This window comes from Sulfitobacter litoralis (genome assembly GCF_900103185.1).
Lineage (GTDB): Bacteria > Pseudomonadota > Alphaproteobacteria > Rhodobacterales > Rhodobacteraceae > Sulfitobacter > Sulfitobacter litoralis.
In genome coordinates, this window is the sequence record NZ_FNJD01000001.1 from 229501 (window position 1) to 245150 (window position 15650).

15 protein-coding genes are annotated in these 15650 nt (G+C 61.4%); 8 read left to right on the top strand and 7 right to left on the bottom strand.

What is annotated here, in order from left to right; all coding sequences use genetic code 11:
* The first annotated feature begins 142 nt into the window (after positions 1 to 142).
* Positions 143 to 1540 carry an aminotransferase family protein gene (locus BLQ98_RS01170; protein ID WP_093731523.1) on the top strand — a complete coding sequence of 466 codons (1398 nt, stop codon included), beginning with the start codon at positions 143 to 145 and terminating at the stop codon, positions 1538 to 1540.
* 96 nt (positions 1541 to 1636) lie between these two features.
* The gene (locus tag BLQ98_RS01175) at positions 1637 to 1894 is read left to right on the top strand and encodes a YMGG-like glycine zipper-containing protein (RefSeq protein WP_037944890.1); all 258 of its coding nucleotides are present in this window, start codon (positions 1637 to 1639) and stop codon (positions 1892 to 1894) included.
* Between the two features lie 149 nt (positions 1895 to 2043).
* On the opposite strand, the gene dapA is transcribed toward BLQ98_RS01175, so the two are convergent.
* Positions 2044 to 2919 carry a 4-hydroxy-tetrahydrodipicolinate synthase gene (gene dapA / locus BLQ98_RS01180; RefSeq protein ID WP_093731524.1) on the bottom strand — a complete coding sequence of 292 codons (876 nt, stop codon included), beginning with the start codon at positions 2917 to 2919 and terminating at the stop codon, positions 2044 to 2046.
* Between the two features lie 119 nt (positions 2920 to 3038).
* On the opposite strand from dapA, the gene BLQ98_RS01185 reads away from it, so the two are divergent.
* On the top strand, positions 3039 to 5012 hold the full coding sequence (locus BLQ98_RS01185; RefSeq protein WP_093731525.1) for a lytic transglycosylase domain-containing protein: 1974 nt from the start codon (positions 3039 to 3041) through the stop codon (positions 5010 to 5012).
* Here the strand turns inward: BLQ98_RS01185 and BLQ98_RS01190 are convergent.
* Together BLQ98_RS01190 and mnmC2 are read right to left on the bottom strand one after the other, a co-directional pair.
* On the bottom strand, positions 4968 to 5876 hold the full coding sequence (locus BLQ98_RS01190; protein WP_051577598.1) for a DMT family transporter: 909 nt from the start codon (positions 5874 to 5876) through the stop codon (positions 4968 to 4970). The two genes, BLQ98_RS01185 and BLQ98_RS01190, sit on opposite strands and share 45 nt — an antisense overlap.
* A complete protein-coding gene (gene mnmC2 / locus BLQ98_RS01195) occupies positions 5873 to 6544 on the bottom strand; it encodes a tRNA (5-methylaminomethyl-2-thiouridine)(34)-methyltransferase MnmC2 (RefSeq protein ID WP_093731526.1) in 672 nt (223 codons plus the stop codon). The genes BLQ98_RS01190 and mnmC2 overlap by 4 nt, the downstream gene beginning before the upstream one ends.
* A 59-nt stretch (positions 6545 to 6603) precedes the next feature.
* On the opposite strand from mnmC2, the gene BLQ98_RS01200 reads away from it, so the two are divergent.
* Positions 6604 to 7635, top strand: coding sequence for an NAD(P)/FAD-dependent oxidoreductase (locus tag BLQ98_RS01200; protein ID WP_093731527.1), 1032 nt, complete (start codon positions 6604 to 6606; stop codon positions 7633 to 7635).
* A gap of 96 nt (positions 7636 to 7731) precedes the next feature.
* Here BLQ98_RS01200 and BLQ98_RS01205 read toward each other — a convergent pair whose 3' ends face one another.
* Together BLQ98_RS01205 and BLQ98_RS01210 are read right to left on the bottom strand one after the other, a co-directional pair.
* The gene (locus BLQ98_RS01205; RefSeq protein WP_093731528.1) at positions 7732 to 8400 is read right to left on the bottom strand and encodes a YiaD family glycine zipper/OmpA-like lipoprotein; all 669 of its coding nucleotides are present in this window, start codon (positions 8398 to 8400) and stop codon (positions 7732 to 7734) included.
* A gap of 128 nt (positions 8401 to 8528) precedes the next feature.
* Positions 8529 to 9422: a methylated-DNA--[protein]-cysteine S-methyltransferase gene (locus tag BLQ98_RS01210; protein WP_093731529.1), complete on the bottom strand. Its 894-nt coding sequence runs from the start codon at positions 9420 to 9422 to the stop codon at positions 8529 to 8531.
* A 139-nt stretch (positions 9423 to 9561) separates the two neighbouring features.
* On the opposite strand from BLQ98_RS01210, the gene nth reads away from it, so the two are divergent.
* Genes nth through BLQ98_RS01225 form a run of 3 tightly spaced genes read left to right on the top strand, consistent with a single transcriptional unit; the run spans position 9562 to position 11782 of the window.
* On the top strand, positions 9562 to 10206 hold the full coding sequence (gene nth, locus BLQ98_RS01215; RefSeq protein ID WP_093731530.1) for an endonuclease III: 645 nt from the start codon (positions 9562 to 9564) through the stop codon (positions 10204 to 10206).
* Complete coding sequence (locus tag BLQ98_RS01220; protein WP_093731531.1) at positions 10203 to 11192, top strand: adenosine kinase; 990 nt, start codon at positions 10203 to 10205, stop codon at positions 11190 to 11192. The genes nth and BLQ98_RS01220 overlap by 4 nt, the downstream gene beginning before the upstream one ends.
* Positions 11192 to 11782 carry a GNAT family N-acetyltransferase gene (locus tag BLQ98_RS01225; protein ID WP_093731532.1) on the top strand — a complete coding sequence of 197 codons (591 nt, stop codon included), beginning with the start codon at positions 11192 to 11194 and terminating at the stop codon, positions 11780 to 11782. Before BLQ98_RS01220 ends, BLQ98_RS01225 begins: the two co-directional genes overlap by 1 nt.
* A 15-nt stretch (positions 11783 to 11797) precedes the next feature.
* On the opposite strand, the gene purU is transcribed toward BLQ98_RS01225, so the two are convergent.
* Positions 11798 to 12682, bottom strand: coding sequence for a formyltetrahydrofolate deformylase (gene purU, locus BLQ98_RS01230; RefSeq protein ID WP_093731533.1), 885 nt, complete (start codon positions 12680 to 12682; stop codon positions 11798 to 11800).
* Between the two features lie 211 nt (positions 12683 to 12893).
* Entirely contained in the window at positions 12894 to 13385 is a 492-nt protein-coding gene (locus BLQ98_RS01235) for an RNA pyrophosphohydrolase (RefSeq protein ID WP_093731534.1), read from the bottom strand.
* Positions 13386 to 13552: 167 nt separating this feature from the next.
* On the opposite strand from BLQ98_RS01235, the gene BLQ98_RS01240 reads away from it, so the two are divergent.
* Positions 13553 to 15580, top strand: a complete 2028-nt coding sequence (locus BLQ98_RS01240) for an NADPH-dependent 2,4-dienoyl-CoA reductase (protein ID WP_093731535.1) — start codon at positions 13553 to 13555, stop codon at positions 15578 to 15580.
* The last annotated feature ends 70 nt before the right edge of the window (positions 15581 to 15650 follow it).

Consider the following 15650-nt stretch of genomic DNA (forward strand, 5'->3'; position numbering starts at 1 on the left):
GTTTTTGCTTTTCAGAGGGGGACGTTGCTCCTAACAATCACTGCATAGGGACCGAAACAGGCGCAGGACGCCTGCGCACGGGCCGTTAGAAACAGGGTGCTTTGCCACCCGTCCCAATCCCAACCTCGGAAAGGTCACGCACATGGATGGTACATTTAGCGAAAACGATATCTCCCGTGTGGTCGAGGCAGATCGCGCGCACATCTGGCACCACCTCAGCCAGCATAAAGCCTATGAAACCACCGACCCGCGCATCATCGTCGAAGGCAAGGGCATGCGTGTCTGGGATCAAAAGGGCAAAGAGCATCTGGACGCTGTGTCCGGTGGCGTCTGGACGGTCAACGTCGGCTATGGCCGCGAAAGCATCGCCAATGCGGTACGCGACCAGCTGATCAAGCTGAACTATTTCGCGGGCTCTGCCGGGTCCATTCCGGGGTCGATCTTTGCAGAAAAGCTGATCGCCAAGATGCCGGGCATGAGCCGTCTCTACTACTGCAACTCCGGCTCCGAGGCGAACGAGAAAGCCTTTAAAATGATCCGCCAGATCGCCCACAAACGCTATGGCGGCAAGAAGCACAAGATTCTCTATCGCGACCGTGATTACCACGGCACGACCATCGCTTGCCTGTCTGCAGGCGGACAGGACGAACGGAACGCGCAATACGGCCCCTTTACTGATGGTTTCGTCCGCGTGCCCCATTGTCTTGAGTATCGCAAGTTCGAACAGGACGGTGCCCCCGAGGATAACTACGGCATTTGGGCCGCCGACCAGATCGAGAAAATCATCCTTTCCGAAGGCCCCGATACCGTGGGCGGGCTCTGCCTTGAACCCGTTACAGCGGGCGGCGGTGTTATCACGCCTCCGGACGGCTATTGGGAACGCGTGCAGGAAATCTGCCGCAAATATGACGTTCTGCTGCACATCGACGAAGTCGTCTGCGGCGTCGGGCGTACCGGCGAATGGTTTGGCTATCAGCACTTTGGCATCCAGCCGGATATGGTCACAATGGCCAAAGGCGTCGCGTCGGGCTATGCGGCGATCGCCTGCCTTGTGACAACCGAAGAGGTGTTCAACCTGTTCAAGGACGACGCCAGCGATCCGATGAACTATTTCCGCGACATCTCGACGTTTGGCGGCTGTACCGCAGGCCCTACCGCCGCAATTGAAAACATGGCCATCATCGAGCGCGAGAACCTGCTGCAAAATACCTGCGACATGGGGCAATATATGCTCGAAGAGCTCGAAGAACTGTCGGACAAATACGATGTGATCGGTCAGGTGCGCGGCAAGGGTCTGTTCCTTGGCGCTGAGTTGGTCCAAGACCGCAGCACCCGCGTTCCCGTTGTCGAAGCGCAGATTCAAGCGGTCGTCGCAGACTGTATGGCGCAGGGCGTGATCATCGGGGCGACCAACCGGTCGGTGCCGGGCAAGAACAACACCCTTTGCTTCAGCCCTGCGTTGATCGCGAAGAAGGACGATATTGATCAGATCATCGCGGCTGTAGACGGGGCAATGGGTCGGGTGTTCGGCAGCAAATAGGCTGCCGCTCCGGCACTTTGTTGCCGATCAAAATAATCTTACTGGAACCAAACCCGTCACATAGCGTTAAGTACTGAAGCTAGTATGGAGTATATCATGAAAAAGCTACTTTTGGTCCTGCCTATGGTTGGCGCACTCGCCGCTTGCGAAACGCAGACTCAATCTTCTGTAACCGGCGCTGCTGCTGGTGCGGCTCTGGGTGCTGTCGTGTCGGGCGACGATGACAAAACCAAAGGCGCCGTTCTGGGTGGCTTGGCTGGCGCTGCTGCAGGTGCATACCTGGGCCGCGGCAAAAACGGCCAGTGTGTCTACCAGAACTCCGCAGGTCAGCGTTACACAGCTGCTTGCCCATAAGCGTTTTCTGCTCCCGAAGGCAGATATTCACATCAGGCCTCGGCGTTTTGCCGGGGCCTTTTTTATGCGCTGACCGATTGGCTGGGTCTTGCCCATAAAAAAAGGGCGGCTAGATGCCGCCCCGTCTTACCCGTGATTTTACCGCGTGATCAGCCCAGCAAACCCGCGTGCTTCAACCCGTGATCCACGAGCGCTTTGGTGGCATCGGTAAGCGGCACCAGTGGCAGGCGCACCTCGTCCGAACACAACCCCAGACGCGCCATCGCGTATTTCACACCCACCAGGCCCGGCTCGGTGAAGATCGCGTTGTGCAGCGGCATCAGCTTGTCCTGGATTTCCAGCGCCGAGGCATAGTCCCCCGCAAGGCAGAACGCCTGCATCTGGCTCAGCAGCTTGGGCGCGACATTCGCGGTGACAGAGATACAGCCAACGCCACCTTGGGCGTTGAACCCGTGCGCTGTGGCATCCTCGCCCGAGAGCTGGACAAAATCCGGCCCGCACAGCATCCGCTGGTCACAGACCCGCGCCAGATCGCCGGTGGCATCCTTGACACCGATGATGCGCGGCAGCTTGGCCAGCTCCGCCATGGTTTCGGGCAGCATATCAACGACCGAACGGCCGGGGATATTGTAGATGATGATCGGCAGACCGCAGGCCTCGTGGATCGCGGTGAAATGCGCGATCAGACCGGCTTGGGTCGGCTTGTTGTAATAGGGCGTGACAACCAGAACCGCATCGGCACCGACGCTTTCGGCGTGTTTGGCCAGACGGATGCTCTCGGTCGTGTTGTTCGAACCGGCACCTGCAACGACGGGGATACGCCCCGCGGCGGCTTTGACGACTTCGGCGACAACGGTTTCATGCTCGGCATGGGTCAGGGTGGGCGATTCACCGGTGGTCCCGACAGGCACCAGCCCGTTCGATCCTTCCGCGATGTGCCATTCCACCAGCTTCTTGAGCGTGTCCAAATCCAGCGCGCCGTCCGTGAACGGCGTGACGAGTGCAGGTAGTGAACCTTGTAGCATATGCACGCTCCTATTCTTGCGTTGCTGGGCAAGCGCCCAATTGCTGATAGCGGCAAGTTGAGTTGAAACCCCCGCGCCGCGCCGTATGTTGCAAGGCTGTAGCCTTTGACCAGTAGGAAATGCAAGTGATGAGACGCGCCTTGGCGACGCTGACGATGGTTTTTGCCCTCGCCCTTCCGGCCCATGCCGAAAGGCCGCGTCCGCTGGGATGGGCGATGGACGCCATGCGCGCGGGCAGCTGGGATAATGCCGCCCTGATTGCGCGCCGTGATGGTGCCGTTGCGGTAGATGTGATCGAATGGCACCGCCTGCGCGCTGGTCGGGGCACCTATGCCGAGGTGACCGATTTCCTCAGCCGCCGCCCAGACTGGCCGGGCGAAGCCTATCTGCGCAGACAGTCCGAAGAGGCCGTGATCCGCGAAGGTGACAAGGCGATACTGGATTTCTTTATCGGTCAGGGCCCGCAGACGCCCGAGGGTGTGCTGGCCCATGCCGCAGCGCTGCTGCGTGCGGATCGTCTGGGCGAGGCACAGGCGCGGCTGGTGCTGGCGTGGCGTACCCTCCCCATGAGCGGGAACGATCAGGCAAAGTTTATTGACGCGCATGGGTCTTTGTTGAAACAGCACCACGCCGCCCGTCTGGACGAGATGCTATGGCAACGGGGACACGCCGAAGCCCGCCAGATGTTCGATCTGGTCAGTGATGCCGACAAGGCGCTGGCCGAAACCCGCATCGCCTTGCAAAATCTGGACGGCGATGTAAACGCCCTGATCGACGCGCTGCCCGCCAGCAAGGCCGGTGATCCGGGGCTGCAGGCCGACCGCTTTGAATGGCGCATCCGCAAGGGCTACGGCGACAGCGCCAAGGATCTGATGCTGTCGCAATCGATCAGCGCTGCGGCCCTTGGTCAGCCCGCTGCATGGGCCAACCGCCGCCGCGCGCTGGCGCGGGATGAAATGCGCAATGGCGATCCGGCGCGGGCCTATCAGATGGCGTCGAAACACTTCCTTTCCGAAGGGTCGCATTTTGCGGACCTTGAATGGCTGTCGGGCTATATCGCCCTGCGGTTTCTCAAAGACCCCAAGCTGGCGCTTGGTCACTTTCAGGCCCATGACGGCGCAGTAGAATCCCCCATCAGCCAAGGGCGCGCGGGCTATTGGCAGGGTCGCGCTTATCAGGCCATGGGCGACGCCGAGGGCGCCGCCAAAGCCTATGCCCAAGGCGCGAAGTTCCAATCCTCTTTCTACGGTCTGCTTGCGGCAGAGCGGGGCAATCTGCCGTTCGACACGAGCCTTGCAGGCGCGCGCCCTGAACAGGATTGGCGCACATCGGCGCTGGCACAGGCACCGCTGTTTCAGGCGGGGCTGTTCCTTCAAGCCTCGGGCGAGCTGTCGACCGCGGAACGGTTCTGGACCCATCTGGCAGAGCAGTTGATCACCGAGGACGCTGCCCTTCTGGGACAGGCCGCGATTGACGTGGGCCAGCCGCATCTGGCCGTGATGATCGGCAAACGTGTGGCGCAACGGGGCATCACCATCGCCGGCCCCTATTACGCGCGGCATGATGCGATCAAGCTGGACCTGAACATGGCCCCCGAAATGGTGCTGGCCATCGCCCGCCGCGAAAGCGAATTCGATCCCGTGGTCCAAAGCCATGTGGGCGCGCGCGGTCTGATGCAGCTGATGCCCGCCACGGCCAAGGATGTCGCCCGCGATCTGGATATCAGCGCGCTGCACACCACCGACCGGCTGACCGCCGACCCGGAATACAATGCTTTGCTAGGGTCCGAATACCTGTCGCAGATGGCGGGCCGGTTTAACGGGAACGTGGTCATGGTCTCTGCCGCCTATAACGCCGGCCCCTCGCGTCCGACGCGCTGGATGGACACCTACGGCGACCCGCGCGAGGGCGACATCGATATCGTCGACTGGATAGAGATGATCCCTTTCCGCGAGACGCAGAACTATGTGATGCGGGTGACCGAAAGCCTGCCCGTTTACCGCGCGCGCATGGGCAAAGACCCCCTGCCCCAACCCTTTACCGAGGAACTAACGGGCACGACCCTTTTGCCGTTCGCGCCAAAAGGTGAATAGCCCCGCCGCGACGATCAGCGCCGCCCCGATGGCGACATTGGGGCGCACGGTTTCGCCAAAGGCGCTGATGCCGATGATCGCGGCAAAGACCAGCTGCAGATAGGCAAAGGGCTGCACCGCGCTCGCCTCGGCCACTTCGTAGCAGCGGATCAACAGCCAGTGGCCCGTGACACCGGTGATGCACAGGCACCCCATGATCAGCCAGTCGCTGGCGATCATCGGCTCCCAGTACCACAGCCCCGTGGCTGTCATCGCCACTGACCCTGTGACGCCGGTCCAGAAAAAGCTCGTGGCGGTCTTGTCCTTGCGCCCGACATAGCGGGTCAGTAGCCCGTAGACCGCGAACATCGCGGCCGCCACCAGCGGGATCACGGCGGCGGGGTCAAAGACGCTCATCCCCGGCTGCAGAATGATCAACACCCCGATAAAGCCGACCCCGATCGCCGCCCACCTGCGCCAGCCGACGCTTTCCCCCAGGACGGGGCCGGACAGGGCGGCCACCAGCAGCGGATAACAGGTAAAGACCGCGTGGCTTTCCACAAGGCCAAGGATCGTAAAGGCGACGATCATCACGCAGATCTCGGCCGCCAGCAGCAGCCCGCGGAATATCTGGAGCACCGGCTGGCTTGTCCGCGCCGCCGCCCGCAGCCCGCCCGCATGGCGTTTGGCCAGAGCGATGACAAAGGCCGCGAAGAACCAGTAGCGGATCATCACCACCATCATCACGTTGTATTCAGAGGCCAGATGCCGCGACAGCCCGTCCTGCACCGCAAACACAAAGGTCGTGATCACCATCAAAGTGATGCCAAGCGGGATATTGTTCGACTGCGCCGCAGCCGCCGCGCGGTTGGTGGCCATGCTCATACGCGCACAGCCCGCGTCATGTGCCGCTTGCGTCCATAGCCGGTCGTGCGCTCAACCGCGAAGCCCGCACTTTCCAGCGCGCGACGGACCGCGCCAGCGGCGGTATAGGTCGCGGCCGTGCCGAACGGTGCCGTGTGCCGTGCTACATCATGCAGCAGCTCCGGCTCCCACAGCTCGGGGTTTTTGGCGGGGGAAAACCCGTCAAGAAACCACGCATCCGCCAGCCCGTCCCATGCGGGCACCGCACGCCGCGCGTCGCCAATCACCACGGTCAGCACCACATCGCCAAAGCGCATCTCTCCACCCTCGGGCGACCACGCGGCAAGCAACCCGTCACGCTTGCCGTCGAAATCGGGAAATGACTGATGCGCTTGCGCCATATCTTCGGACGACATCGGGAAGGCTTCGAACGAGGTGAAATGCAGCGTGCCTTTCGCGCCATTGCGCTCCCATGCGTCCCAAGCCACGAGAAAATTCAGCCCTGTCCCGAACCCCAACTCTGCGATGCGGAACCCGTCGCGGAAGCGGTTGGCCAGATCGTTGCCCTCGATAAAGACATGCTGCGTTTCCTCTACCCCGTTATCAAGGCTGAAGTACGGATCATCGAATTTAGAGGACACCGGAACACCGCTGTCTTTCCATTCAATCTCAGCTGTCTGGTTCTCCATGGGATGGCCTTGTGCTATGGGCTTTGCCGAACACTGCGCAAAAAGGGCAAGGATTGGCAATGGCCGAAATCACGATACGCGGCGCGGGGATATTTGGCCTGTCGGTGGCATGGGCCTGCGTGCAACGCGGGGCGACGGTGCACGTGATTGACCCGAACGGGCCAGCTGCAGGCAGCAGCGGCGGCATCGTCGGCGCGCTGGCCCCGCATGTGCCCGAAAACTGGAACGCCAAGAAAGCCTTTCAACGCGACAGTCTGCTGATGGCTGAAGGCTTCTGGCGAGAGGTTGAACAAGCGGGCGGCGGCAACGCGGGTTATGCCCGCAATGGGCGACTACAACCCGTCGCGGATGACGCAGCACTGGCCTTGGCGCAGCAGCGGACCGAAACGGCCGAGGCGCTGTGGCAAGGTCAGGCCACATGGTCCGTGATCCGCGCGACTGATACACAATGGCAGCCCGACAGCCCGACCGGCTGGTTGATTTACGACACGCTCAGCGGCCTGATCCACCCCCGCCGTGCCTGTGATGCGCTGGTGCGGGCACTGGCGGCCAAGGGCGTGACCGTACAGGCCGAGGGTGCGGATCGCGGACAGGTGCTATGGGCGACAGGCGTCGCTGGGCTAGAGCAGATGACCGCCAATCACACGCGCCTTGTGGGCGCTGGTGTCAAAGGTCAGGCGGCGCTGTTGCAGTATGACGCAGGCGGCCTGCCGCAACTTTTTGCAGGGGGCGTTCATATGATCCCGCATAGCGACGGGACCGTCGCCATCGGATCAACCACCGAGCGGAATTATTCTACGCCCGACCAGACCGATGCACAGCTTGATGATGTGATTGCGGCGGCGCGTGCCGCGGTGCCCGTCTTACGCGATGCGCCGGTGATTACCCGCTGGGCCGGCGTGCGCCCGCGCAGCCGCAGCCGTGCCCCAATGCTGGGGCCCTTGCCCGACGCTCCTGGGTATTTCGTGGCCAATGGCGGGTTCAAGATCGGGTTCGGCATGGCGCCTAAGGTGGCCGAGGTCATGGCTGATCTGATGCTGGAAGGGCGCGATATCATCCCCGACGGGTTCCGCGTCGAAGACAACCTTTAGCGCCGCCGCGCACTGTCGCCTACCGAAAGCCCCCCCCTCAAACGCAAAAGGGCCCCGACAAATGCCGAGGCCCTTTCAGATGAGTGACGCCAAAGCTTAGCCAGCGTTTGGCAGAATCACGATCTCAACGCGGCGGTTTTGTGCCTTTCCGGATGCGTTCAAGTTGCTCGCAACCGGCTGGCTTTCACCGCGGCCCACGGACCGGATACGGCTGGCTGGAACGCCATTCGACACCAGCACGTTTGCGACGGCGCGCGCACGGCCTTCGGACAATTGCTGATTATAGGACGCTTGCCCATCGCTGTCAGTGTGACCGATGACTTGCAGCGTGGAGTTGCTGTACACGTTCACATTGCGTGCCAGTGCGGCCAGATCGTTCTGCATGCCGGACTGAACCTGCGTGCTGTCTGTCGCGAACAGAATGTCCTGTGGCAAGGTCACGATCAGGCGATCACCGGTGTTGGTGATGATGACGTCGGAATCCAGCTGACGGCGCAGGTCGGCCTCTTGCTTGTCCAGCGAATAGCCATAGCCGGCGCCCAGTGCACCGCCTGCGACCGCACCGGCCAACGCGCCTTGTGCGCGGTTGCCGTCACCTTTGGACAGCGCGCCGATCACGGCACCGGTACCTGCACCGATCAGCGCACCGTTACGTGTGTTGGCGTTCGGGTCGTTGGGGTTGCCACCAATCGGACCGGGTTCACAAGCAGCCAGCGCCAGAACGCTTGTCAGAGCTACAGCAATGGAGGTTTTCGAAAGTGTCATATCTTATTCTGCCTTTAAGTTGTGGCCCCGTTCGGGCGAGGCAATCTTCACATAACGCCTTACACCAGCCTTTGTTCCCGTTGAACCGGCAGGATTATGTGCATAGGCAGCAACCCGCCGACGCCACCTCAAGCATCAGCGCGGGCGGATTCAAACGCCAGCATCACGCGCTTGACCGGTAATCCCCAGTGATAGCCTCCCAAGCCGCCGGATTTGCGCAAGGCGCGATGGCAGGGGATCAGCCAGCTGATCGGGTTGCGCCCCACCGCTGTGCCCACGGCCCGCACCGCTTTGGGCGTGCCAATGGTCTGGGCGATCTCGGAATAGGTGGTGACATGGCCCGACGGGATCGCCAGCAGCGCCTCCCACACTTTGATCTGGAACGGCGCTCCGATCAAATACATCGGTGCCTTCTCTGCCCCGCCCCCCTGCACGCCGAATGCAATTTGCACCCAGTCGCGCAGCAGTGCCGGATCTTCGCAAAAACGCGCCCCCGGCCAGCGGCGGCACAAATCCTCCATCGCGGCATCGGTGCCCATTTCTGCCGAAAAGGCGAGCCCGCAAATTCCGCGTGGCGTGCCCATGACCAGCGCAGGGCCAAAGGGGCTGTCGAACCACCCCCACGAAATCACAAGCCCCTCCCCCTTACGGGCGAAATCACCGGGGCTCATCGCCTCCCATCGCAGGAACATATCGTGCAAACGACCGGAGCCGGACAGCCCCAGCTCATGCGCCGTGTCCAGCGTGGTAAAGCGATCGCGCAGCAGCGATTTGGCGTGATCCAGCATCAGGTATTGCTGATAGCGTTTGGGCGACACGCCCACCCACTGCGAGAAAAGCCGCTGAAAATGGGCCGGGCTCATCCCCATTTCGCCCGCGATCTGATCCAGCGCCAGCGGGTCGGCGGCGGCATCGATCAGATCAATCGCCCGCCGCATCACACCGTAGTGATAGGCGCTGCCGTCTGCGGTAGCGGCATCTTCGGGGGCGGCGGTTTGGGGCGTGTGCTGTGCTTGTGTCATAGGGGCAGACTACGGCAGGCCCCGCCCCCGCGCGACCCGAAACATGCGCCTAATGACGCAGCCCCCTGCCGCAGCGACGCCCGTAAAATCCGCCGCGCGCGGCTTGCCCTGAGAGGCGAAACCACGCATACCTTGGCGCATGGCCAAAACCCTTGATTATCACACGATCCGCGAGATTTTTATCCGCTTTCAGGACGCCGAGGCGGAACCGAAAGGCGAGCTGGATCACACCAACGTCTATACGTTGCTGGTCGCTGTCGCGCTGAGCGCGCAGGCGACGGATGCGGGGGTGAACAAGGCCACGAAATCCCTGTTCGAGATCGTCGAGCATCCGCAGCAGATGCTGGACCTCGGGCTGGACGGGTTGACGGACCATATCAAATCTATCGGCCTGTTCCGCCAAAAAGCCAAAAACGTCATGAAGCTCAGCCAGCTTCTGGTGGATGACTATGGCGGGGTCGTGCCCAACAGCCGCGCGGCGCTGCAATCGTTGCCCGGCGTGGGCCGCAAGACGGCGAATGTGGTGCTGAACATGTGGTGGCACTATCCGGCGCAGGCGGTAGACACGCATATCTTTCGCGTTGGCAACCGCACCCGGATCGCGCCCGGCAAAACCGTGGACGCGGTAGAGCGCGCCATCGAAGACAATATTCCCGTTGATTTCCAACACCATGCCCACCACTGGATGATCCTGCACGGGCGATACCATTGCAAAGCACGCAAACCTTTGTGCAGAACCTGCATCATCCGTGACCTTTGCCCCTATGAGGAAAAAACCGAATGACCCAATACGAAGTGGTTGGCATCGGCAACGCCGTTGTCGATGTGATCTCGCATGCGGATGACACGTTTCTGAACGACAACGGCATCGAAAAAGGCATCATGCAGCTCATCGAGCGTGACCGCGCCGAAAGTCTTTATGCCACGATGCAGGACCGACTGCAGACCCCCGGCGGGTCGGTTGCCAATACCATCGCGGGCATCGGTGCGCTTGGCCTGTCCACTGCCTTTATCGGGCGGGTCCGCGATGATGACCTGGGCCAGTTCTATGCCAAAGCGATGACCGACATCGGCATTGATTTTGTCAACGCGCCTGTGACCGGGGGCGAGAACCCGACCTCGCGCTGCATGATCTTTGTGACCCCGGATGGGGAACGCTCGTTGAACACCTATCTTGGCATCTCCACGGGGCTTACCTCGGACGATGTTCCGCAGGCGGTGGCCTCCAAGGCCAAGCTGATGTTCCTCGAAGGCTACCTTTTTGACCACGACGCGGGCAAAACCGCATTCCGCGAAGCGGCGCGCGCGGCGACGGCGGGCGGCGGCATGGCTGGAATCGCTATTTCCGACCCCTTCTGCGTGGAACGTCACCGGGATGACTTCCTTGCGCTGATCGAAAACGATCTGGGCTATGTCATCGGCAACGAAGCCGAACTCCGCGCCCTGTGGGAAACCGACGATACCGAAGTCGCTCTGGCCAGAACGGCCGAGATTTGCCCGCTGGTGGTCTGCACCCGCTCGGGCGACGGGGTCACGCTGATGCGCGGCGAAGAACGCGTTGATGTGCCCGTCGAAAAGGTCGTGCCAGTCGATGCCACCGGCGCGGGTGATCAATTCGCGGCAGGATTTCTGTACGGCATGGCCACGGATCGTGACCTCGAGACATGCGGCAAGATGGGCAACATCTGCGCGGCCGAGGTCATCAGCCACATTGGCCCGCGCCCGCAAACCTCGATGATGGACCTGTTCAAAGAGCAAGGGCTGGTCTGATGCTGACGGACGGATACCACGACGTACCTCTTGGCAAGCTGGCGATGGTTGTCACACATCTTGAGATGCGCGAGGCCGCGCCCTCGCGCGATGTACCCGCCCCCGAGGGCGTGACCTTGCGCGCGCTGAGCCCGACACTGGACTGGTACCGTGATATCTTTCGCCGGGTCGGACAGGACTGGCTCTGGTTCGGACGGCTCACAAAAACCGACGCCGAATTGCAGGCGCTGTTGTCGGATGCGGACACGCAGTTTTTCACGCTGACGAAAGATGGCAGTGACGAGGCGCTGCTCGAGCTCAAGTTCACCGCCGACGGCACCTGCGAGCTGGCTTATTTTGGCCTGACGCCCGCGCTGATCGGGTCGGGTGCAGGGCGCTATCTGATGAACCACGCGATCCGTACCGCTTGGGCAAGGCCGATCTCGCGGTTTCATCTACATACTTGCACGCTTGATAGTCCGCAGGCGATGTCTTTCTATATCCGCAGCGGGTTTACACCATATAAACGGCAGGTCGAGGTCGCGGATGATCCGCGCTTGATCGATCTGCTGGACAAGGATGCAGGGGCGCATGTGCCGACTATCGGCTAGCGCCCCCCGCGCCGGTCACCCCATCCGTTCAGAGGCGTAGGACCCCGGCGAGGCAGGAAAGACCACCGTCTTGTTGCCATTCACAAACACGCGCCGGTGGATATGCGCGTGGATCGCCCGCGCCAATACCTGACTTTCGACATCCCGCCCGAGCGAGACATAGTCCTCGGCGGATTGCGCATGGGTGACGCGCACGATGTCCTGCTCGATGATCGGGCCTTCATCCAGATCGGCGGTTACGTAATGCGACGTCGCCCCGATCAGCTTTACCCCGCGCTGGAACGCCTGCTTATAGGGGTTCGCCCCCTTGAAACTGGGCAGGAACGAGTGGTGGATATTGATGATCCGCCCCGACATCTTTTGGCACATCTCGTCTGACAGGATTTGCATGTAGCGTGCCAGCACGATCAGCTCGGCGCCTGCGTCTTCTACCACCGCCATGATCCGCGCTTCGGCGTCGGCCTTGTTTTCCGCTGTGACCTTGATGCAGTGGAACGGGATGTCGTTGTTCACGACGACCTTTTGATACTCCATATGGTTGGACACCACCGCGACGATATCAATCGGCAGTGCGCCGATGCGCCAGCGATACAGCAGGTCATTCAGGCAATGCCCAAAGCGCGAGACCATGATGACGACTTTCATCTTCACCGCCTCGTCGTGGAACTCATAGGCCATGTCAAAGGGCCGCGCCGCATCGGCAAAGCCGTCCGAAAGCGTCGCCAGATCAACGTCGGCCTCGCTTTCAAAGCTGACGCGCATGAAGAAACCGCCGGTTTCCTTGTCGTCGAACTGAGAGCTGTCAGAGATGTTGCAGTCTTGATCGGCCAGATAATTCGCGATCGCCGCGACGACCCCACGCGCAGAGGGGCATTTCACGGTCATGGCATATGTCTTCATCGGGTGTATCCTAGGGCTAGACGGTCCGACGTCGCGCGCCGATAGCTACCTGTTCCCTATCCATCCCAGCCCCGTCAAGTTCGCGATGCGCAAAAAAGGGTAGGTGCCGACCGCGCTGCCCGCCAAATCAACGCAATCGGTTTCCGATCATGCACATTGGACGATATCCGCTACGCAATCGGGCAAAGGTCGAACGTCGCGCGCCTGTTTGTCAGGCGTTCACGAAATGGCCTGCAAAGGCGTTGACCACAGCGGTATAGACCTCGCGCTTGAACGGCACGATGTTGTCGACCAGATCGTGCACAGGCAGCCAGCGCCATTCAGAAAATTCGGGGTGTTCGGTATCAAGGTCGATCTCGTCATCCGACCCGTGAAAGCGCAGCAGGAACCATTTCTGCTCTTGCCCGCGGAACCGGCCTTTCCAGATGTTGGGCACCAGATCGACCGGCAGGTCATACGGCAGCCATCCTTCGGTCTGTGCCACCACGGTGACAGAGCTTGGGGGGATACCGGTTTCTTCCTCCAGCTCGCGCAGGGCGGCGACTTCGGCGTGTTCACCCTTTTCGACGCCACCTTGTGGCATCTGCCATGCATCTTGATCACGGTCCCGACGCTGCCCGACAAACACGTGCCCGTCGGCATTGACCAGCATGACCCCGACACAGGGGCGATAGGGCAGTTGGGCGATTTCGTCTGGCGTCATGTCAGGGGCCTTTCGCGGCAAGAGAAGTCCCACGGGAATTAGCACGAATCCCGCGCCCATGTATATTGGCTTACGCAGCGTTGTGCGTGACAGAACCGCAGGCTTAAGGTGAACTGCAGCACAGAACTGCCCAGTACCATACATTCAGCCCTCGAAAGGTTTGCCAAATGTCCGACTATCCGCACCTTCTTGCCCCGCTTGATCTGGGCTTCACGACGTTGAAGAACCGCGTGCTGATGGGGTCTATGCATACCGGGCTTGAGGAAACGCAGGATTGGAACCGCGTGGCCGAATTCTATGCCACCCGTGCACGCGGGGATGTGGGGTTGATGGTCACGGGCGGCATTGGCCCGAACCCCGAAGGCTCGGTCGCCCATGGTGCGGCAATGATGGTTTCGCAAAAGGACGTGGACAACCACAGCATCGTCACCGATCGCGTGCACGAGGCCGGCGGTAAGATCGCGATGCAGATCCTGCACGCGGGGCGCTATGCCTTCAGCCCCGATTGCGTCGCCCCATCCGCGATCAAATCCCCCATCTCGATGTTCGCCCCGAAAGAGCTGGACGCCGACGGCATTGAAAAGCAGATCAGCGATATCGCCGCCTGCGCCCTGCGTGCCAAACAGGCAGGCTATGACGGGGTAGAGGTGATGGGCTCCGAAGGGTACTTCTTGAACCAGTTCCTTGTCACTCACACCAACAAGCGGACCGACGAATGGGGCGGGTCATACGAGAACCGCATGAAGCTACCCGTCGAGGTCGTGCGCCGCGTGCGCGAGGCCGTGGGCCCTGACTTCATCCTCATCTACCGTCTGTCGATGATCGACTTGATCCCTAACGGATCGACATTCGATGAGGTCGTCCAGCTTGCCAAGGCGGTTGAGGCCGCAGGGGCCACGATCATCAACACCGGCATCGGCTGGCACGAGGCGCGCATCCCGACGATCCAAACCTCGGTGCCGCGGGCGGCCTTTGCATGGGTCACGAAAAAGCTGATGGGTCAGGTGGGCATCCCGCTCATCACCTCCAACCGGATCAACACCCCCGAAGTCGCCGAAGAGGTGCTGGTGGACGGCTGTGCTGATATGGTGTCGATGGCCCGTCCCATGCTGGCCGATGCCGATTTCGTCGCCAAGGCAGCGGCAGGCAAGTCCGACCAAATCGCGCCCTGTATCGCCTGCAATCAAGCCTGTCTGGACCATACCTTTGGCGGCAAAATCTCGAGCTGTCTGGTCAACCCGCGCGCCTGCTACGAGACTGAACTGCGCGTCGATCCCGCCGATGCGGTCAAATCCATCGCTGTGGTGGGGGCCGGCCCTGCGGGTCTGTCAGCGGCCATCACCGCGGCAGAGCGCGGCCACAAGGTCACGATCTTTGACCGCGCATCAGAGATCGGCGGCCAGTTGAACCTTGCCAAGCAAGTCGCCGGCAAAGAGGAATTCTGGGGCCTCGTCGACTGGTACCGCGCGATGATCAAGGAACATGGCGTCGCGGTCCAGTTGAACACCGAAGTCTCGGCCAATGATCTGGGCAATTATGACGAGGTGATCATCGCCACAGGTGTTGTCCCGCGTGATCCGCAAATCCCCGGTCAGGACGCAGGCAATGTCGTCAGCTATATCGATATCCTGAACGGCACCGTTACGGCGGGTCAGCGCGTTGCCGTCATCGGTGCAGGCGGCATCGGGTTCGATGTGTCTGAACATCTGGTCCACGATGGAGACAGCACCACGACCAACCTGCCCGAATGGATGAAGGAATGGGGCGTCACGGACCCTGCCGATCACCGCTCTGGCCTTGCGCCCGAAGGGCCGCAACCCCACGCCCCTGCCCGCGAAGTCACCATGTTGCAGCGCAAGACCACCAAGGTCGGCAAAGGCCTGGGAAAAACGACCGGATGGATCCACCGCGCATCCCTGACCATGAAAAACGTGCAGATGATTGCGGGCGTCAACTACGAAAAGATCGACGCAGAGGGGCTGCACATCAGCTTTGGCGAAGCACGTGAAAAGCCGCAGGTAATCGCGGCGGATACGATCGTGCTTTGTGCCGGTCAGCTGTCGGATCGGTCGCTTGCCGATGCGCTTGAAGCCAAAGGCATCCCTTGTCACGTTATCGGTGGCGCGGATGTCGCGGCAGAACTGGACGCGAAACGTGCGATTGACCAAGGCACCCGTCTGGCCGCCGCGCTGTAAGCTATCGTTCCGACATCAGGGCAGGCGGTGGCGGGCTGCCCTGCCCTTTGCCCGCCTTACCCCACGCAGC